This is a genomic window from Micromonospora solifontis (assembly GCF_003725545.1).
Lineage (GTDB): Bacteria > Actinomycetota > Actinomycetes > Mycobacteriales > Micromonosporaceae > Micromonospora > Micromonospora solifontis.
On sequence record NZ_RJLN01000072.1, the window covers coordinates 1 to 18,347 of the forward strand.

14 protein-coding genes are annotated in these 18,347 nt (G+C 71.8%); 8 read left to right on the top strand and 6 right to left on the bottom strand.

Annotated features, from left to right (window positions below; translation table 11 throughout):
• Positions 1-111 precede the first annotated feature (111 nt).
• The 4 genes from EFE23_RS21120 to EFE23_RS21135 all read left to right on the top strand — a co-directional run bounded on the left by EFE23_RS21120 (position 112) and on the right by EFE23_RS21135 (position 5,820).
• Positions 112-654 (top strand): RipA family octameric membrane protein, encoded by a 543-nt coding sequence (locus tag EFE23_RS21120; RefSeq protein WP_439650868.1) that lies wholly within the window; start codon positions 112-114, stop codon positions 652-654.
• Positions 655-763: 109 nt separating this feature from the next.
• Positions 764-2,029: a TIR-like protein FxsC gene (locus EFE23_RS21125; protein WP_148058502.1), complete on the top strand. Its 1,266-nt coding sequence runs from the start codon at positions 764-766 to the stop codon at positions 2,027-2,029.
• Entirely contained in the window at positions 2,029-5,391 is a 3,363-nt protein-coding gene (gene fxsT / locus EFE23_RS21130) for an FxSxx-COOH system tetratricopeptide repeat protein (protein ID WP_123242680.1), read from the top strand. Before EFE23_RS21125 ends, fxsT begins: the two co-directional genes overlap by 1 nt.
• A 21-nt stretch (positions 5,392-5,412) precedes the next feature.
• The gene (locus tag EFE23_RS21135) at positions 5,413-5,820 is read left to right on the top strand and encodes a hypothetical protein (RefSeq protein WP_123242681.1); all 408 of its coding nucleotides are present in this window, start codon (positions 5,413-5,415) and stop codon (positions 5,818-5,820) included.
• Positions 5,821-5,827: 7 nt separating this feature from the next.
• On the opposite strand, the gene EFE23_RS21140 is transcribed toward EFE23_RS21135, so the two are convergent.
• Positions 5,828-7,132: a hypothetical protein gene (locus EFE23_RS21140; RefSeq protein WP_199737164.1), complete on the bottom strand. Its 1,305-nt coding sequence runs from the start codon at positions 7,130-7,132 to the stop codon at positions 5,828-5,830.
• Between the two features lie 237 nt (positions 7,133-7,369).
• On the opposite strand from EFE23_RS21140, the gene EFE23_RS21145 reads away from it, so the two are divergent.
• From EFE23_RS21145 to EFE23_RS21155, 3 genes are all read left to right on the top strand, one after another.
• Positions 7,370-8,605 carry a cellulose-binding domain-containing protein gene (locus EFE23_RS21145; protein ID WP_123242683.1) on the top strand — a complete coding sequence of 412 codons (1,236 nt, stop codon included), beginning with the start codon at positions 7,370-7,372 and terminating at the stop codon, positions 8,603-8,605.
• 179 nt (positions 8,606-8,784) lie between these two features.
• Positions 8,785-9,237: a ribonuclease domain-containing protein gene (locus EFE23_RS21150; protein WP_123242684.1), complete on the top strand. Its 453-nt coding sequence runs from the start codon at positions 8,785-8,787 to the stop codon at positions 9,235-9,237.
• Positions 9,238-9,301: 64 nt separating this feature from the next.
• A complete protein-coding gene (locus tag EFE23_RS21155) occupies positions 9,302-9,733 on the top strand; it encodes a barstar family protein (protein WP_123242685.1) in 432 nt (143 codons plus the stop codon).
• A gap of 204 nt (positions 9,734-9,937) precedes the next feature.
• Here the strand turns inward: EFE23_RS21155 and EFE23_RS21160 are convergent, their stop codons facing one another.
• From EFE23_RS21160 to EFE23_RS21170, 3 genes are all read right to left on the bottom strand, one after another.
• On the bottom strand, positions 9,938-10,657 hold the full coding sequence (locus EFE23_RS21160) for an HD domain-containing protein (protein WP_123242686.1): 720 nt from the start codon (positions 10,655-10,657) through the stop codon (positions 9,938-9,940).
• A gap of 70 nt (positions 10,658-10,727) precedes the next feature.
• Positions 10,728-14,114, bottom strand: coding sequence for a hypothetical protein (locus EFE23_RS21165; RefSeq protein WP_123242687.1), 3,387 nt, complete (start codon positions 14,112-14,114; stop codon positions 10,728-10,730).
• A 107-nt stretch (positions 14,115-14,221) separates the two neighbouring features.
• A complete protein-coding gene (locus tag EFE23_RS21170) occupies positions 14,222-14,641 on the bottom strand; it encodes an ATP-binding protein (protein ID WP_123242688.1) in 420 nt (139 codons plus the stop codon).
• Between the two features lie 185 nt (positions 14,642-14,826).
• Between EFE23_RS21170 and EFE23_RS21175 the strand changes: the two genes are divergently transcribed.
• Positions 14,827-15,462: a DedA family protein gene (locus EFE23_RS21175; RefSeq protein WP_123242689.1), complete on the top strand. Its 636-nt coding sequence runs from the start codon at positions 14,827-14,829 to the stop codon at positions 15,460-15,462.
• A gap of 100 nt (positions 15,463-15,562) precedes the next feature.
• On the opposite strand, the gene EFE23_RS21180 is transcribed toward EFE23_RS21175, so the two are convergent.
• Together EFE23_RS21180 and EFE23_RS21185 are read right to left on the bottom strand one after the other, a co-directional pair.
• Positions 15,563-16,915 (bottom strand): pectate lyase family protein, encoded by a 1,353-nt coding sequence (locus tag EFE23_RS21180; RefSeq protein WP_123242690.1) that lies wholly within the window; start codon positions 16,913-16,915, stop codon positions 15,563-15,565.
• A 194-nt stretch (positions 16,916-17,109) separates the two neighbouring features.
• Positions 17,110-18,267: a Gfo/Idh/MocA family protein gene (locus tag EFE23_RS21185; RefSeq protein WP_204334583.1), complete on the bottom strand. Its 1,158-nt coding sequence runs from the start codon at positions 18,265-18,267 to the stop codon at positions 17,110-17,112.
• Positions 18,268-18,347: the final 80 nt, after the last annotated feature.

The following is an 18,347-nucleotide window of genomic DNA, read 5'->3' on the forward strand; positions in this document are numbered from 1 at the left end:
GGTATCTCACGGGACCAGATCGGTGAGAGCCCGCATTGAGCCCGCGGTCGTGGGGCCGGCTCGACGAGAGCTTGCGGCAGACGGCGTGGCGGCCACACTGTACCGGTGAACATGGCCAGGTATCTCAGGACCACGACGGCGGGTTTCGACGAGGTTGCCCCGACGCTGTGGGGCCCGTCCACCGAGGCGGACAAGGACGCCGGCCCGGCCGGCGGCCGGCAGAGCGTGATTCTGGAGCAGTACAAGATCTATGTGGAGATGGCGGATCGCATCAGCGCCCGGCGGGGCCTGACGAACACGTTTTTTCTGAGTCTCAACACATTGATCGCCACGGCTGCTGGTGTCGTCTGGAAAGACCGCTCGGCCGTCGAGGTCTGGTATCTGTCCGTTCCGCTGGCCGCGCTGCTGCTCCAGTGCGCGGCGTGGTTCTGGCTGCTCCGCTCCTACCGCCAGTTGAATTCCGCCAAGTACATCGTGGTCGGGGCGCTGGAGGAGCGGCTACCGGCGTCGCCCTACTGGCGGGCCGAGTGGAAGGCGCTCGGTGAAGGTCGGGACCCGTCACGATACTGGCCACTGACCCACCTGGAGCAGTGGATTCCCGTGTCTTTCGCCGTGGTGTACGTCGCCGGTTTCATCATCGCGGTCCTCGCCTGAGCGCCCAGCGGCCGGGTGGCTGCCCGACACTGTCGGCAATCGGACGATTGCCTCAAGGTCATCCGTCGGTAAGACTGGCACCCGACCCACCGGCGAGGGTGTGCAGAGAATGCCTTTCCTTTTCTTCTTGAGCTACTGCGGTGACGACGGGCGCGGTGGCCTGGTCCGCGAGTTCTATGAGGACCTTCGCGATGAGATCAGGAGGCGTACGACCGAGCCGGAGGAGCAGATCGGCTTCGAGTACGGGGGCATGCGGGAAGGGACGCTGTGGCGTTCCACCGTGGCCGACGGCCTCGGCACCTGCCGGGTCTTCGTGCCGCTCTACTCCCCGCGCTACTTCGGGACCCGCTTCTGCGGCCAGGAGTGGGGGATCTTCGCCGAACGGCAGCGACTGCACGAACAGCAGCGGGGGAGCGCTCCGGAGCTGATCGTCCCGGTGCTCTGGGAGGACGTCTTCGCCAACGGGCCCGGGCGAATTCCGAAGATCGCCGAGGACATCTGGACCAGGAGCGACGGGCTCGGGGGCTCGTACCCGACCTTGGGGTTGCGCAAACTCGTCCAGCTCAGGACGAGGTACCGGGACGAGTACCAGGATGTGGTGGACCGGTTGGCCGGCGTCATCATCAGCGCGGCCGAACAGTACGAGCTGCCGTCGCCCGCTGCGCCGATCGATTTCGACACCGCGCCGGACGTCTTCCGGCCGGACGACTGCGCGGGCGTGGCGCAGATTCCCCTGCAACGTCCGGGGGAGCTGACCGGCGGCGGCCCCCGTCACGTACACCTGGTGGTGGCCGCTCCCACGGCGGCCGAGGCTGCTCAGGAACGCACCAACGTCGACTGCTACGGCAAGCGGTCGGAGGACTGGATGCCGTACCTGCCCGCGGCGACGAAGCCGGTGGTGCGCTACGCGATGGCGGTTGCCGACGAGCAGGACCTGACACCGCACCCGATCGGAGTGAGCGACGGGCTCTCCGAGTTGCTCGAGGAGGCGGAGTCCGAGGGCGAACTGGTCGTGTTGCTCGTGGATGCCTGGGCGACCCGCATGCCCGCCTACGCCGACGCCCTGCGCCCCTACGACGACCGCCTGTACGGCAACTGCGCGGTGCTGCTGCCCTGGAACCTGGCGGACGAGGAGTCGGAGGAGCACGCCCCGGCGCTTATGACCGCGGTCGTGTCGCTGTTCAAGAAGAACGCCCGGATTCCGCATCCGACGTTCCGCGGCGGGCTGCACTCCGTGGAGGAGTTCACCCAGGCGCTGCGCGAGGTGCTGATCCGGACGCAGAGCTTCGTGTTCGAACAGCATCCCGTCCCCGAACTCGTGAACGCGGGCGCGTTCGTGGCACGACCGCTCCTCGAAGGGCCGGGTGCAGCCTGATGGGAACCGAACCCGCCGGTGGTCGGATCGTCACCTTCTACTCGTACAAGGGCGGCACGGGGCGCTCGATGGCCCTGGCCAACATTGCCTGGATCCTGGCCAGCAACGGCCATCGCGTCCTCATGGTGGACTGGGACCTGGAGGCGCCGGGTCTGCACCGGTACTTCCATCCGTTCCTGCCCGACAAGGAGCTGGGCTCCACGTCCGGACTGATGGACGTGCTGTGGAGTTACGCCACGAACATGGTGGACTCGTCCCGCGACGACCGTGAGCAGTGGCGAAAAGAGCACGCCGACGTGTTGGAGCACGTCGTGTCGCTGCGCTGGCCCTTCCCCGACGGCGGGGTGGTGGACCTGCTGCCCGCCGGCCAGCAGGACCGCTCGTACGCCACCCGCGTCATGTCGTTCGACTGGGAGAACTTCTACGACCGGCTGCATGGCGGCTCCTTCATCGAGGAGATGAAGCGCAGCATGCGCCGGCACTACGACTATGTGCTCATTGACAGTCGCACCGGATTGAACGACACCTCGGGCATCTGCACCGTCCAGCTGCCCGACACCTTGGTCATGTGCTTCACGCTGAACGACCAGAGCATCGCGGGAGCGCTCGCCGTCACCGAATCCGTTCGCCGGCAGCGGGGCGGGCAGGACCTCCGGATCCTCCCGGTGCCCTGCCGGGTCGAGGACGGGGAGTCGACCCGGTTGGAAGCGGCACGCCGCTACGTGCGCCACGGGTTTCGGCGCTTTCTCAGTGACCGCAGCGCGGAGGAACGGGACCGCTACTGGGGTGATGTCGAGATCCCCTACAAGATCTTCTACGCGTACGAGGAGATCCTGGCGTCCGTCGGTGACCGGCCCCACCAGGAGGGTTCGCTGCTGGCCGCCTACGAGCGGCTCACCGCGCACCTGACCGACGGGCGGGTGAGGGAGGTCGTGCCGCTCGGCGACGCCGACCGGGAGATGCTGATCAAGCGCTTCTGGCGGCAGACCGTCGGGAGCAGCCTGTACGACTTCTTCATCAGCCACGACCACTCCGACCAGCGTTGGGCCGAGTGGATTGCGGCCCAGTTGGAACAGGCGGGATACCGGGTGTGGGTGCGGTCCTGGGACGTGCGGCCCGGCGCCAGATGGTCCGAGGAGATCGAGCGGGCCGTGCTGTCCAGCGACGTCACGCTGGCGCTGCTGTCTCCCGCGTCGGTGCGGTCGTCGCACGTCCAGCAGGAGTGGCAGCTCGCCCGAGACGTCGACCCGGGCGGGGAGGCCGGGCGGTTGGTGCCCATCCAGGTCGTCGAGTGCGTGCCGCCGCCGGCGTTCGGAGACCTGAATGGCATCCGACTGGTCGGCAGCGACGAAGGGTCGGCCCGCCGGCGGCTGCTCTCGGCGATCCAGCAGATCCAACCGCCGGCCAGCGGCTACCGCCACCGCCTCGAAAGGCACTTCTCACAGGGCTTCCCCGGCTTGCCCCCCAAGATCGCCAATCTGCCGCCGAGGCCGCGCGAGCTGTTGGGGCGTGACCAGGAGATCTTCGAGCTGTGGTCCGGTTTCCAGGTGCCTCGCAGCAGGACGCAGGTGGTGTGCGGGCTGGCCGGGGTCGGCAAGACGGCGCTGGCCGCCGAGTTCGCGCACCGCTTCGCGCACCAGTACGACCTCGTGTGGTGGACCTCCGCCGGCACGCCCGAGGACCTCGCCCGCGGGATGTCGAAACTGGCCGCGGCCCTCGACCTGCCCGCCGAGCGCGTTCTCGACACACCGACCGCGGAACTCCTGTCCGAGCTCGGGCGGCGCCGGTCCCTGCTGATCCTCGACGGTATCGAGGAGCGACACGACGTGTTCGAGGAGGCACCGGCCGGCGTGGACGTCCTCGTCACGTCCCGACGGCAGGGCTGGGGCCCGGCGGTCGCCGAGCACCTGCTGGCGGCGCTGCCGACCGATGAGGCCGTGGCGTTGCTGCGCGGCATCGAACCCGATCTGTCGGAGCAGGCCGCCCGGGACATCGCCGGGCGGGTGGCGGGGCTGCCGCTCGCGCTCACCATGGTCGCGTCCGACCCGGCGGCGGCTGTCCAGGTGCGCGGCGACTCCCGGCGGAGATGGTGGGACCGCGGCACCCACGGTTTCGTCCTCGCCGTGTACTGGGAGTGGGCACGGGTGCGACTGCAGGTCGAGGCGCCGGCGGGCGTGGAACTGCTGCGCATCCTCGCCTTCTTCGCCCCCGAGCCCGTGCCGCTCAGCCTCTTCGTCGACACGCCCGCCGTCGTCGACCATCCCGACCTGCGGGCCTCGATGGCGTACGAGTCCAGCTTCGCGGAGGTCCTCGGCGCGCTGCGCGGCTACAGCCTGGTCGAGCGGACGGACGAGCACCTGCAGGTGCACCCGCTGGTCCAGGCCGCCGTCCGGGAGGACCTCACGGCGGCCGGCCAGGAGGCGTTCCGGCGGCAGGGCGAACGGCTGCTGGTCTCCGCCCGCCTCGGCGATCCCGCCGATCCGCGGAGCTGGCCCCGCTACCGGCAACTGCTTCCCCACGTGCTCGCCGCCGACTGGGTCCGCGGACCGGCGCTGCGTGCGCTGGTGCTGCTCCTCTGCGGTTACCTCTCCGCCAGTGGCCAGGTGGAGCGTGCCCGGACCCTGGCCGACACCATCGTCGAGCGGTTCACCGCACTGCTCGGCGCAGAGCATCGGGACACCGCCTCCGGTCTGCACGTCCTCGCGGGCGTGACCTGGGAGGCCGGTGACCGCGAGGAAGCCTGCGACCTGGCCAACCGGGCCTGGGAGGTGCGGCGTCAACTGCTCGGCGCCGAGCACCGCGACACCCTCGCCAGCCTGAACAATCTGGCGGTCATGCTCTGGAGCGTCGGAAAGCGGGACGAGGCGCTGGCGCAGAACGAGCTGCTGCTGAGCGAGCGACGTGAGTTGCTCGGTCCGGACCATCCGGACACGTTGGTGGCGCTGGGCAACCGGGCCACCATGCTGTACGGGTTGGGCCGCCTGGATGAGGCTCTGCACTGTGAACAGACGGTTCACGACAAGCGACGGAGGAGCCTGAGCCCGCACCACCCGGTGACCCTGGTCTCGTTGGGCAACATCGCCACTCTCCTGGAGAGCATGGGACGAACCGCCGAGGCCGCGATGACGTACGGTCAACTCGCCGATGGCTACGGTGCGACTCTCGGCGAGGATCACCCGGACACGCTGCGCGCGCGGTTCCTGCTGAGCCGGGCGAGACTGGAGATGGGCGACACGCCCGGCGCCCGGCAGCTGCTCACCGACACACTGGCGCGGCAGCAGCGGCTTCTCGGCAGGGAACACCCAGAGGTGGAAGCGAGCCGACTGCTGTTGGCCGAGCTGGCGGCGGCACACCGTGAGTGAACCGGCCCGGGGAGGGACCCGATGGACCCGATGGTGATCACGCTGGCGAGGCAGGCGGGGCAGGCCCTGGTGGCCGCCATGGCCTCCGACGCCTGGCTCGCCGTCCGCGACGGGCTCACGAGGCTGTACGGCCGAATGGGCGAGAGCCGGGCCGCGGAGGTGGCCAACGCGCTTGAGGACTCGCGTCGCACCGTCCTTGAGGGAGGGTCGCCTCCGGAGGTGGTGGCGACCCGTTGGCAGGGCCGGTTCGAGGCCATGTTGGAGGTGTATCCGGAGCAGTCCGAAGGCCTGCGGGAGGTGATCGTGCGGGCCACCTCGGAGGTCGACGTCGACCCGGGCCAGCAGTTCCGGGTCGGGGGTGCGGCGACGGTGCTCGGCAACAGTCAGATCATCGCGCACAACTCCGGTGGCGGCACGATCTGGCCGTGAATCCGCACTACTGCTCAGGCTCACCGGTGTGCGGGTCACGCCGCGACAACAGTCGCTCATGGAGCAGTCGACAACGCGCTTTCCAGTCCGCCTCGAACTCGGCGGTCAGGCAGCGCGTGAGAAGTGTGCACACCGCGTCGATCACCACCGGATCGGTGAGGTCACGCTCGTGAGCTTCGAGCGCCTCCGCCAACCGGCGCCGCGCACCCGACTCGACCAGCTCCAACGTACTCATTGCATGGACCGCTACCGGTAGGTCGATGGCCAGCAGCGCCGGGATGAGGCGCCGGGTCACTCCGACATCGGCCGATCGGTTGGCCACCGCGACGCAGTGCGCGACGAACTCCGGGTCCGCGGGTCGGGGCACGTACAGCTGGGGCAGGAGTTCGACCGCGAGCCGCTGCACACCCTGTTCCATGCTGGCGAGCAGGGCGAGGATGCTCTCCTCGTCGGTGCCTCCATGGGCGGCGAGGGCACGGATGGCCTGCTTCCGCCAGATCTTGTTCTCGAACTCGTCCAGCGCGATGTCGGCGCTGACCGCGAGTTCGGAGCGGCTGAGTCGCGCGGGCTCGCTGAGGATCCGGGCGACCGTCGTTCGCTTGTTCCGTTCCTCCATCAGGCCCAGGGCCAGTTCGATCATCCGTGAGAGTTGGCGTTTGAGTCGGTCCCGGAACGTCCCGTAGGAGAAGGGCACGATGGTCAGGCGCCGCTCCGACTCCACCTCGCGAATGATGTCGACCAGCCGCTGGTCGCCCGGGTCACGGATCGCGGACGCCTTCCTGGTCAGCACCTGGTATGCCTGGTAGGTCTCCTCGAGGCAGAACACGAGGGTCGGCTTTCCCGCGGCGAGGGCTTCGCGTAGCTCCGTCTGCCAGGTGATCTCGCCGTACGCCTCCACGATCAGGAACACGCACACGTGTGCGTTCCGTACCGTGTCCCGGGAGTTGGTCTCCCAGCTGGCCTGGGCGTGGTTGATGTGCAGGATGTCGCCGGACAGGTAGTGCCACACCTCGGCGTCGAAACCCGCCGCGACCTGGACGAAGTCTTCGCGGAAACGTTCGGTGTCCCGCGCGCCACACAACATGATCCGCAACATCGGTGCTCCTTCCGGGCGTCGCAGGGGGCGGATATCGACGTGCTCGGCGGTGGTGCCACCGACGAGGAACAGGGCACGGCCCGGCGGATCGCAGCCCAGGCGCGCGACAGGAGCGGCGTCCGGGTCCTCGCAGGCGCCGGACCCCGGACCGGGGCACGGCGAGCGCGAGGTCGTCATCAGCGAGAAGGCGCGTGAGGCGCCGACGAGGAACTTCAAGAGAGGCAAAGTTTTGCCAGCGGTACCGGCGAGTGTCAATGACAAAAGCCGGACACGCACACCAGGGTGGCACCATCACCCCCTTGCCTTGCATCGTCGAACATCACTAGATTGATCGACGGGCGGTCGCCCCGAGCCGGGCATTTCCGTACGCGCCGTCGCGCGTGCGGCCACGCGAGGTCCCCGCAACTCCCGCACCGCTGGCCACCGGCCGGCGGTCCGCCGAGAGGACCCTCGATGAGGATCTCCCACGCCCGTCTCGCCCCGCTCGCCGCGGCCACGGTCACCCTGGTGGCCGCCGTCGGCGTCGCCCCGCTGGTCGCCGGTCCGGCCGCCGCGGCGCAGGGGTGCCAGATCGACTACCTGCCCAACGAGTGGCCGGGTGGTTTCACCGCCACCGTCCGCGTCGCCCCCGGCGACACTGCGGTCAACGGCTGGACGGTCACCTGGACGTACCCCGGTGACCAGCGGATCACCGGCGCCTGGAACGCCACGGTCAGCCAGTCCGGCGGCACCGTGACCGCCCGCAACGCCGCCTGGAACGGCAGCGTGCCGGCCGGTGGCGCCACCGAGTTCGGCGTCCAGGGCACGATGGGCTCGAACGCGCCGGCCCCGACCGGGTTCACGCTCAACGGCGTACCGTGCAACGGCGCCCCGCCCGGGCCGACCACGGCGGCCCCGACCACCCCCGCGCCCACCACGCCGGTGCCGACCTTGCCGCCGACAACCCCGCCGCCGACCACCCCGCCGCCGACGACGCCACCGCCGACCACCCCGCCGCCGGCCGGTTGTGGGAGCGCCGTGCTGTGTGACGGTTTCGAGAACCAGACCGGCCCGACGCCGGCCGGGGACTGGGCCGTGGTCCACCCCGACTGCTCGGGCGCCGGAGCCGCGGCCATCGACACCGGCACCGTCCACAGCGGCGCGAAGGCCGTCCGCGTCGACGGCGCGGGGGGATACTGCAACCACGTCTTCGTCCGCGCCAACCGGGACCTGGGCGGCCTCGGGGCCGTCCGCTACGGCCGGTTCTGGGTACGGCACACCACCGCGCTGCCGACCGACCACGTGACCCTGCTGGCCATGACCGACGCCGCCGACGGCAACCGGGACCTGCGGATGGGCGGCCAGAACGGCGCCCTCCAGTGGAACCGGGCGTCCGACGACGCCACCCTGCCGGAGCAGAGCCCGGCCGGGGTGGCGTTGAGCGTGCCGCTGCCCACCGGCCGCTGGTCCTGCCTGGAGTTCATGGTGGACGGCGGCACCGGGCAGCTGCGGACCTGGCTGGACGGGGCCGCGATCACCGGGCTGACCGCCGACGGGGTGCCGACCCACGACATCGACGGCCAGTGGTACAACCGCACCTGGCGTCCGCAGCTCACCGATCTCAAACTCGGCTGGGAGAGCTACGGCGGCGCCCCGGACACCCTCTGGTTCGACGACGTCGCGCTGGGCACGACCCGGATCGGCTGCTGACCGGACACCCCGGGCCGGGCGGGCAGGTCCGGCCCGGGGTGGCTCACCCAGGGTTCATCCCGCATTGGCGCGCGGTTTCCGCCGAGGGCTTGTCCGTTCGGAAGGATCACGGCCAGACTGGGGCTCGATCGGTAAAACGACGTCGATCGATATCCAGTCGCCCAGACCGGGAGGACCGCATGACCGCGCCCGCGACTCCGCTCCGCGCCACCCGCGCCCGCGTACGCCGTATCCTCAGCGCCTTGGCCCTGATCACGGCCATGGTCAGCACGGGGCTCGTCGGCCCCTCGGTGGTGTCGCCGAAGCTCACCGAACCGGCCCACGCCGCCGTCTACGACTCCTGCACGATGACCCGCTGCACGGACGCCCGCACGGCGCGCTCCGGCTGGTCCGGCAAGGGCTTCCCGACCACCCGCGGTTGGTACTCCTGGAGCGGCGGCCTGTGCAACTTCGCCGGCGGCCGCTTCTACAACTACGAGGGCCAACTCCCCACCAACGCGACCTACTACGAGTACGACGTCTACCCGCGTACCTGCGGCGCGTCCCGCGACGCGTATCGGATCGTGGTCAACAGGAGCACCGGGGCGACCTGGTTCTCGCCCGATCACTACGCGAACTTCTACCAGCTCTGACATGGTGTCGGGAGGTCGGGTCGCACGGGCGGCCCGACCCGCCCGACGGGAGAGGACGAAGGGAATGGCCGCGATGGAGCCGCACCTGCCGGCCTGGTTGGCCTTCGACGGCGCACCCGGCGCAGAGCCGGCCGGGACCGTCGTCGGCGGGGCGAACGCCCGTACCCGGGCCGGGCTCTTCGACGTGCTGGCCACGGCCCTGCCCCTCCCGGACCACTTCGGCCGCAACTGGGACGCACTCGCCGACGTGCTGGCCGACCGGCTCGACTGCGGCCCGCTCACCCTGGTCGTCCGGGACGCCGGAGAACTGCTGGCCGACGAGCCGCCCGCGCAGCTCGGCACCCTGCTCGACGTGCTGGGCGGGGTCGCCGCCGGCGGGCACCACTCGCTACGGGTGCTGCTGTCCGACCGCGCCGACCGGCTGCCCGCGCTGCGGCACCGGATCACCGCCGCCCTGGGCGGCCACGTCGGCGCCCCACCCGCCGACCCCCACTGACCCACCGTCACCCGCCCCCACCCGCCGGCGTGGCCGTCGCGCTCCCTGAGGGGCCTGGGTCGGGGGAGGGGCCTCGTTCGGGGAAAGAGTGGCCTCCCGTCGAAGAATGACCACTCTTTCCGGGATTTAGCGCGATCTGGGCGTGGGACGCGGCACGCGTGAGTGCGAGTGCGGGCGTGGTGCGGGGGCGGGCGGGGGAGGGGGTCAGTTCGGCTGGTCGAGGATGGCGCTGAAGCGCTCCTCGGCGAGGTCGAGCTGGGCGAAGATGTGCCGCTTGACCGAGGCGGACAGGGGAGTGTCGGGCCGGGCGATCAGGTCCCGGAAGACCGGCACCAGCGGCCGGTACTTGGCCGCCGAGCGGGCCACCTTCGGCCCGACCGTGTGGATCACGCCGACGCCGTTGTCGGTGAAGTCCGATATCTTGATCACCCGGGCCCAGGGCTCCCGGTCCAGGCTCGCCGCGACGTGCTCGCGGTACTGGACGTGCGGGTCACGCCCCGGGTCGTACGCCGGATTGGTGACCGCGCCGACCAGCCGGGCGACCCGCGGACCGAACCGTTCGCCGAGCGCCGCGAGGGCCGCCGCCGTCGGATCCTCCCCGGCGTGCGGGCCGGCCAGCTCCGCCGGGTGGTCCTCCACCGCGTCGTGCAGCAGCCCCGCGACGATCACGTCGACGTCCCGTACCTGGTAGTGGTGCATCATCCGGATCGCCACCCGGAGCAGGTGGTTGAGGTACGGCTCGCGTACCCGCCGGTCGTCCCGGTGCAGCTCGGCCGCCAGCTCGAGGGCTTCGGTGAGCCGGTCCCGGGCGGCGTCGTCGAACGCCTCGATCTCCAGCCGGAAGCGGGCCAGCAGGCCCGGCTCGCCGTGGATCTCGGTGATCGCGTGCATCGGCATGGTCGCGAGGTACGCGGGGAAGTCCATGCGTTCCTTATAGCGGATCTTCGTGAGCCGTCGGGACCATGAAGTCGGCTGTGCGACGGCCGCCTGGCGGTCACCGCCGCCAGTCGGGCAGGGTCCGTTCGGCCATCTGCCGCCAGAATGCGCGCAGCGAGCGGCGGTCACAGTTCTGCCACGGTGCTCGGGCTCTGACCAGATACCAGGCCAGGTCGCTCTGCCGGGCACAGAAGTTCTGGTCCAGCTCGTGTGGCATCCGTTCGCCCCTGGCGGGCAGCGGGCAGAGGCGGAAGGCGCAGTCGTCCAGGCAGGTCGCGCCGGGCTCACAGTGGTCCCCCTCGTGAGCGGTCCGGGACGGCTGCAGCGGTGACCGGTCGTTGGTCAGGCACGGTGGCAGGTCGCAGCGATCCGCGCGGGCCAGCCGTTCCTCGCGCTGGGCCGGGCCATCGCCCCGGTCGGCCAGGTTGAGCAGCAGCATGATGTCGGCGATGAGCCGCTGGGCCCGCCGGTCGAGCACGCTCCAGCCCATCGAGTCGGGTATCCAGAATCGCTGTACCCGTCGCACCTGTGGATAGGTGGTGCAGGAGCCGACCCGACTGGCGGTTTCCCGCTCGTCGATCCAGCAGTAGCGCTCAGGTCGGCGGGTGAGCAGGGTCAGCGTGCAGAGCCGACCGACTTCCAGCACGAACGGGTGGGCAGCACAGCGGCCCTGCCCGGGCAGGTCGGCGCCGGCGATGCTGATCCAGTGCTGCACGAGTCCGTACGGGTTGGCGCCGTGGCCCCGCCGGGGAAGGGGCTCGAGCGGGTCCTCCGGGAGCGATAGCAGCGTGAGCGCCTGCAGGAGGGCCAGGTGGCTGAACCAGTAGCGGGAGCGACGCAGCGCCATCTCGGCCTTCTCCACCATGGCGCTGCGGTCCCAGGTGGGCAGGCCGACCGGCAGCCGGCGGACATTCGCCGCCAGCCGGAGGCCCTGCGCGAGTGCCATCTCCGAGGCGATGCCCAGTCGCCGCCCGGCAGGCGGCCCGTTGTCGGTGATCAGCCGGTCCAGCCACTGCCCCAGCGGGCCCCACGCCAGCCGTCCCCGCTGCTGTGCGGCAGCGCCATGCGCGTCGGCGTCGGCGTCCTGCCTGGTGGAGATCGCCAGCAGCGGCACCACCCAGCCACGTAGCTGCTGCTCGCGTAGGAAGTTCGGGTGCGTCTCCGCGTCGGCCCCGGGGCGCAGGTCCAGCACCCGGGGGCGCAGCAGGTCGGCGCGATCGAGATCATCAGCGGCCGTCCAGCCGCCGAGTCCGATCTCTCGCGCCGCCGCCAGCCGCACGCGGTACGAGTGGTCCTGTGCGGCGAGCCGGAAGAAGTCTGCGTACCGCGGGTGGGCACCGTCGCCCAGATCCTCCCGGGTGAACCGGCGGCGGTCGACGAGCCACCGCGCGGCATCCCCGATCCGTCGCACCACCTCGAGCTTCGCCTCGTCGAGGGGGCGGTCCGGCACATCATGCTGGTAGTCGCGCCAACGCCGAGACAGTTCCCGGATCAGGTCGGCGTGCTCGGGCCGGCGCGTGTTGCTGTCGATTTCCACCGCCGCCGCGTAGAACTCCAGCTGCCAGCAGCCGTTCATCTGGTCGTTCGCGCGTCGGCGCAGCCGATGGACCATGTCGACGGAGTCGCCAGGCGTGTCCCCGGTGACGGGCACGATCCCCAGCAGGCGCCGCTCCGTGGCCTCGACGTGGCCGTCCGGGCCGGCATCGGACCGGGACAACAGCCGCAGCGCGGTCAGCGTCTCCCGGCTCGGGGGTGCCCTGTCGATCAGCTCCGGCACCAACCATCGGCGGAGGTCGGGCTCGTCCGCGAGAAGCCTGGCCCCGAGGTACGCCTGCACGTCTCCGTGCTGGAAGCGGACGCCGTCGCTCTGGGCATCCACGACGCCGAGTTCGTCGCCCTCCGTGGCCGCTCGGTTCAGCTCGTCACGGTCCGCCGGGTCGCGGCGCTTGGCGGGGTCGCGAACGTCCCAGAGCCGGCGCTGCAAGACCTTGAAGAGCTGCCGCTGCCGTGATTCGGACTTCGGGTCGCTCCACCTGCCCTTGCCGGTGAGGGTGTCGTACGTGATTTGAAGCGTGTCGTCGAGGAAGCCGGCGCAGGCGAATGCGGAGAGGACGAGCAGGGTGTCTTCGCGCTGCTCGCGGTCTTGCGCGTAGTCCGCCCGCAGGTAGCCGTCCACCAGCGCGTCGCGCCACGTCTGAAGGAGCCTCCACCGGGTGGCGTGGCGATCGGTGGGACGGCGTGCCAGGCCGGGCTCCGCCGGAGAGCCGATGTGGTGGTGCAGCCGACCGCTGCGGTTGAGGTCCCGGACGATGCGCAGGAAGAGCGGGGATTCGGTGACATCGGCGGCGACCACGAGCTCGATGACCGGGCCCCAGACAGCCGGGTTGGACCACTCCTGGTCGGTGTCGAGGGCGTACTCCAGTGCGGCACCCTCGCCGAGCGGCTCCAGGGCCACCACGATCACCGGCATGCCACGCAGCGGGTCGTACGGACGGGAGGCGATCACCAGCGGTAGACACGCCTCGGCAGCCTTGCCGATCGCGGCCCGGAGCACGCTCTCGCCGCTGCGTGTCTTGTCCTCCTTCGCCGCCTCCTCCAGGCCGTCGGCGAGCACGGTCACCCGGTTCTGCCACCGGAGCATGCGCCAGAGCCGGCCGCCTTGCGCGTCGCTGTACAGCCGCGAGTCGACCTGCGCGAGGAACTGCTTCTTCGCCAGGTCCTCGAAGTCCAGTTGGTCCTTGTCCTGCACGTCGTGCAGCCGGACCGGCACCGGCACGACGCCGCGCCGGGCCAACTCGGCCGTCAGCTGCACCAGGGTGGCGGTCTTGCCGCTGCCCACCCCGCCGACGATGACGGTGGGGCAGCGCACCTCGTCGTCACGGATTCGCTCGATCAGCACCTCGCACAGCTCTGTGCGCCCCACCACCCGGTCGATGTCGTCGTTCGCGGTCTGGACGAGGTCGCGGGGCGCGTGCCGCGCCCGGCGCAGGTACCACGACCGGACGTAGAAGCGAATGAAGATCAGAAAAACGACGAAGGTCAGGGCGGCGGCGGCAACCGGCCGGAAGAAGCCGGTGATGCTCCCGCAGGCCGCCTTGGCGTCGTTGTGTGGTTCGCCCGACCGGTCCGAGCAGGGGTTGAACCAGTTCTTCGGCCAGTCGAGCCGGGGGCCCTTGAGGTTGAGCCAGTGGTGGACGACCAGGTGGTAGAGCGGAAGGACGAACTGCGTGAGCGTCACGATCGCGAAGAGGGTGACGGCGGCCAGAACCACGAGGAGCCACGGCCAGGGCAGGTGCCATCCCCGGGCCTTGGACGGGAAACGGGCGCTGCGGGAGACCTCGACCCGCCGCAGGCCTCCGCCCAGGGTGGTCTGTCCCCGCCGGGACAGCCGTGCCCACCAGATCCGCGGCGTCCAGAGCCAGCCGCGCCAGAGCGGACCGCGCATGCGTCGCACCCCCGTCCGCGCGCCGCCGTACGGTGCCGGCGAGCAGCGCTCGCCTCAGCCGAGGCTAACCCGCCCCGACCAGGCAGAACGGGGAGTCCGCGATTCCGCTACCCGGCCCGGGAGAGCCGCTTGACCAGGCGTACGGTCGTCCCGTCCGGGGTGCCGACGATGATCGCCTCGTCCATCACCCGGGCCATGATCAGCCGGCCCCGGCCCCGGTCGGTGCTCTCGCCGCGGTCGTCCGCCCGCCAGCCGCCGTGGTCCCGTATCTCGATCTCCAGCAGGTCGTCGCGCAGTTCGGCGCGGACCGTGGTGATCCCGGCGGAGACGAAGCGGTAGCCGTGTTCGATGGCGTTGGCGCAGGCCTCTCCGGTGGCGATCAGGATCGTTTCCACGTCCCAGTCGCTCACGCCGAGGTCGTGCAGCCACTCGCGCAGCCGCTCCCGGGTCGGGGCGAGCTGCCCCGGGTCGGCCGGCAGGTCGATGGTGAGGACGCGGCCCGTCCCGGCGGCTGTCCCACCCTCCACGTCCGGCCCCCTGTCCTGCGCACGATCCCGGGCCTGGCCGCTCGCCCGCGCTGTCACCGCCCCGTACCCACCCTATTGTCCCCGGCGGGGGCCGCGCTCATTCCCCCCGGCCCGGCGGCGCCCCGTTCGGCATGATCATTGCGTACCGAGGCCCGTGGTGCCAGCGCGCAGGTCACAATCGGCGGATGGACCGGCTGCTGAACCTGCTGGTGGCGCTGCCGCCCGCTCTGGTCCTGGCGCTGGTCTTCCTGCTGCCGGCGCTGGAGGCGTCAACCTTCCTCGGGCTGCTGGTGCCCGGCGAGCTGGCCGTGCTGGTCGGCGGGGTGCTCGCCCACGAGGGGCGGCTGCCGCTCGCGGCGGTGATCGTGGCGGCGCTGGCCGGCGCGGCCCTCGGCGACCAGATCGGCTTTCTGGTCGGCCGCCGGTACGGCCGCCGGCTGCTGGACCGCACGCCCCGGCGGTTCGTCCGCTCGGGAGAGGTGCGCCGGGCCCTGGACCTGATCCGCCGGCGGGGCGCGGCGGCGGTGGTGCTCGGCCGGTGGGCCGCGGCGCTGCGCGCGCTGGTGCCCGGCCTGGCCGGGATGAGCGGCATCCCGCGCGGCGCGTTCACCGTGGCGAACGTGGCCGGCGGGGCGCTCTGGGCGGTGACCGTGGCCGTGCTCGGTTACCTGGCCGGCGCGTCGTACCGGTTGCTGGAGCGGCGGCTGGGGTGGGGCGGCGAGGCGGTGCTCGCCCTGGTGGTGCTGCTGCTGGCGGTGTGGGTGGTCCGCTCCCGGCGGGCCGCCCGCCGCGAGCGGAAGGCGTCGGCGGGACGGCCCTGATCCCTGACGGCTGCGCCGGCGGTGAGCCACGGCGCGGGCCGGCGTCCCGGTGGGACGGGACGCCGGCCCGGTCGGGTGGCCCGCCCCTACCTCCTCACTGTCAGAGGGGCAGCCGGCCGGCGCCGGACCAGGCGTCGACGACCAGCGGGACCAGCGGCGTCGGCAGTGGCGGGGCCGCGCGCAGCGTCGGCGTCCAGCCGGCGTCGTCGCCGAGGTCCGGGTCGTGCGCCGCGTTGTACGCGTCGAGCAGGTCCACCGGCCGCGCCCGGCCGTCGCCCTGCCGCAGCCAGCTGCCCCGCTCGGTGAGCGCGGTGCCGCCCCAGTCGTGGATCAGGTCGGCGGGGTCGACGTCGTCGGCCAGGCTGAAGAAGTTGTTCTCCGCGTAGAGGGCGGACTGGACGCCGACGCCGAGCGCGTACTCGAAGCCGGCGCTGCCGAGCCGGTAGTGGTTCTCGTGCACGTCCACCTGGCCGAACCGGACCCGGGGCAGCCGTTGCAGGTCGCCGTCGAAGAGGTTGTGGTGCACGGTGACCTTGAGCCGGCCGACGTCCGGGCCGATCGTGTTCGAGGAGCCGATCAGCATCAGCTTGTCCCGACCGACGAACCGGTTCCAGGAGGCGGTGACCAGGCTGGCGGTGTGCGTGACGTCGAGCGAGCCGTCGTGCACCTGGTACGGCCGGCCGAAGTGGCGCGGCTGGGCGCTGTCCGGGTTGTCGCCGTCGGTGAAGGTGTTGTGGTCGACCCAGACGTGCTCGCTGCGGCGGACGGAGATCTGGTCGTACTGGGAGTTCCAGTTGCCGCTGTCGCCGTCGGTGGGGGACCAGGCCGGGAAGCAGTCCCGGGCGTCGACGAACTCGAGATTGCGCACGATCACGTTGCTGACCTTGTCGATCATCAGGGTCAGCCCGGTGAGCCGGGCGCCGCGCAGGCCGATGATGGTGGTGTTGGACCCGACGTTGATCTGGGTCTGCCGGGTCTGGTTGGCCACCGAGCGGACTCGGGCCGCCTCCAGCGGGCCGCTCGGGTTCACCCGGCCCCACGCGGCCGGGTCGTACGCGGCCAGGTACCCGTCGAGCGAGTACTCCGGGTCGGCCAGGTCGGCGCAGTCCAGCAGCGCGCCGTCGGGTCCCTCGAAGCCGTCGATGGTGCCGTCGACGTACACGATCTTGGGGGTGGCGTCGGTGGCGTTGGTGGCGTTGTCCCCGCCGAGCGCGGCGACCAGTTCGGCCCGGGTGCGCACCACGTGGACCCGGTCGGTGGCGGCCGCCGAGCCGCCGGTGGTGCCGGGGCCCTCGGCGGCCCAGCCGTCGTTCGCCGGAAGGGTCTGGCGGCCGAGCTGCCCGGCCATCCGGGACAGCGGGGCGTCGACGGCGGGGGCGGCCGGCGCGGGTGCGGCGGTGGTGACCACGAGCGCGGCGGCGAGAAGCGCGGCGCCCGCTGCAGGTGTTCGCATGGCTCGTTCCGTCCTGTCAGCTTCTGTTGGCCGATCTCTGTGACGGTAAAGTCGGGCCTTTATATGAGTCAATGCGTATTGTGTGCAGGTTTGTTGCAAAGATGATGCGCGTGTGGTAATGCCCCGACCGGTGGGCGGCGGGTAACGCGGGCATCTGTCCCGATCGTCCGAGCCCGGCCCTGCCGGGGTTTGCACTACCGTTGCGGCGCCTCCACGTCGGACCCGTCCACCACGTACGGCCGGACCGCCCACGGCACCCCCGCCTCGGACGGCAGCGCGCCGGTCTCGGCCGCCGCCCGCAGCACCGCGTCGACCCCCCGGATCACCCGCACCCGCTCCGGTCCGTCGCCCACGCGGCGCACCAGGTCGCCGCCGAGCAGGGTCGGCTCGGGCGCGGACCGCAGCGCGTCCAGCACCGCGGTGAAGGGCGCGGTACGGGACACCGGCGCGATCAGCGGCGTGCCGGCGGCCCGGTGGTCCAGGAGGTTCTCCAGCAGCCCTCGCCGGCCGGGCACCGCACGCGGGCCGGGGTCGCCGGGCAGCCGCAGCCGGTCGGTCGGGTACTCCAGCAGCGCCCGCCCCCGCTCGCCGGTGACCAGCACCTCCCCGGCGATGAAGTCCTCCCCGGCCAGGGTGACCGCGGCCAGCACCGGAGGCCCGCCACGGGGGGTCACCCGCAGCACGGCGGTGTCGTCCACCTCGATCGGGCGCACCCGGTACCGCTCCACCTCGATCCGCTCCGGCGCGGCCGGCGCGCCGGCCACCGCCTCCACGACGGCGAGGCACTGCATCACCGCGTGCGCGAGAGGGTTGGCCAGGGCGCCGTCGAGCGCGGGCCGGCCGCCCAGGGACCGCCGGCCCGCCCAGGGGGAGCGCGCGTAGTAGGCGTCGGGGCGTTGCCAGGCGGCCACCGTGGCGATGCCGGTGACCCGGCCGAGCCGCCCGGCGGCGAGCGCGTCGGTCAACTCGGTGAGCGCCGCCGAGCCGAGGGCCTGGAAGCCGACCTGTACCGCCCGTCTGGTGGCGGCGGACGCCGCGGCGAGGGCCCGGTGCTCGGCCAGGTCGAGCACCGGCGGCTTCTCCAGCAGCAGGTCCGCGCCGGCGTCGAGGACGTCCAGGGCGATCGGCAGGTGGGTGTGCGGCGGCGTGCAGACCACCACCACGTCGGGACGGGTCGCGGCGAGCATCGCCCGGTGGTCGGTGAGGACCCGGGCGTCCGGCGGCACCGGCGCGGTCGGTTCGTCCTCCAGGGGCCGGACGTCGACCAGGGCGACCAGGCGCAGCCGCCCGGCGGCGTGCAGCGGGGCGATCGCCCGCCGGTGCCAGCGCCCGTGCCCGTTCGCCCCGACCAGCGCGACCCGCGGCGGGTCACCGACCGGCCGGCCGCGGTCGTCCGCCGCGCCGGCGTCCGGGCCGGCCGGGTCCGCGCCCG

Excerpts from the sequence above, each read along its gene's own strand:
- EFE23_RS21120 (WP_439650868.1), top strand. The coding sequence starts at position 112 with ATGGCCAGGTATCTCAGGACCACGACGGCGGGTTTCGACGAGGTTGCC.
- EFE23_RS21125 (WP_148058502.1), top strand. The coding sequence starts at position 764 with ATGCCTTTCCTTTTCTTCTTGAGCTACTGCGGTGACGACGGGCGCGGT.
- fxsT (WP_123242680.1), top strand. The coding sequence starts at position 2,029 with ATGGGAACCGAACCCGCCGGTGGTCGGATCGTCACCTTCTACTCGTAC.
- EFE23_RS21135 (WP_123242681.1), top strand. The coding sequence starts at position 5,413 with ATGGACCCGATGGTGATCACGCTGGCGAGGCAGGCGGGGCAGGCCCTG.
- EFE23_RS21145 (WP_123242683.1), top strand. The coding sequence starts at position 7,370 with ATGAGGATCTCCCACGCCCGTCTCGCCCCGCTCGCCGCGGCCACGGTC.
- EFE23_RS21150 (WP_123242684.1), top strand. The coding sequence starts at position 8,785 with ATGACCGCGCCCGCGACTCCGCTCCGCGCCACCCGCGCCCGCGTACGC.
- EFE23_RS21155 (WP_123242685.1), top strand. The coding sequence starts at position 9,302 with ATGGCCGCGATGGAGCCGCACCTGCCGGCCTGGTTGGCCTTCGACGGC.
- EFE23_RS21160 (WP_123242686.1), bottom strand. The coding sequence starts at position 10,657 with ATGGACTTCCCCGCGTACCTCGCGACCATGCCGATGCACGCGATCACC.
- EFE23_RS21165 (WP_123242687.1), bottom strand. The coding sequence starts at position 14,114 with ATGCGCGGTCCGCTCTGGCGCGGCTGGCTCTGGACGCCGCGGATCTGG.
- EFE23_RS21175 (WP_123242689.1), top strand. The coding sequence starts at position 14,827 with ATGGACCGGCTGCTGAACCTGCTGGTGGCGCTGCCGCCCGCTCTGGTC.
- EFE23_RS21180 (WP_123242690.1), bottom strand. The coding sequence starts at position 16,915 with ATGCGAACACCTGCAGCGGGCGCCGCGCTTCTCGCCGCCGCGCTCGTG.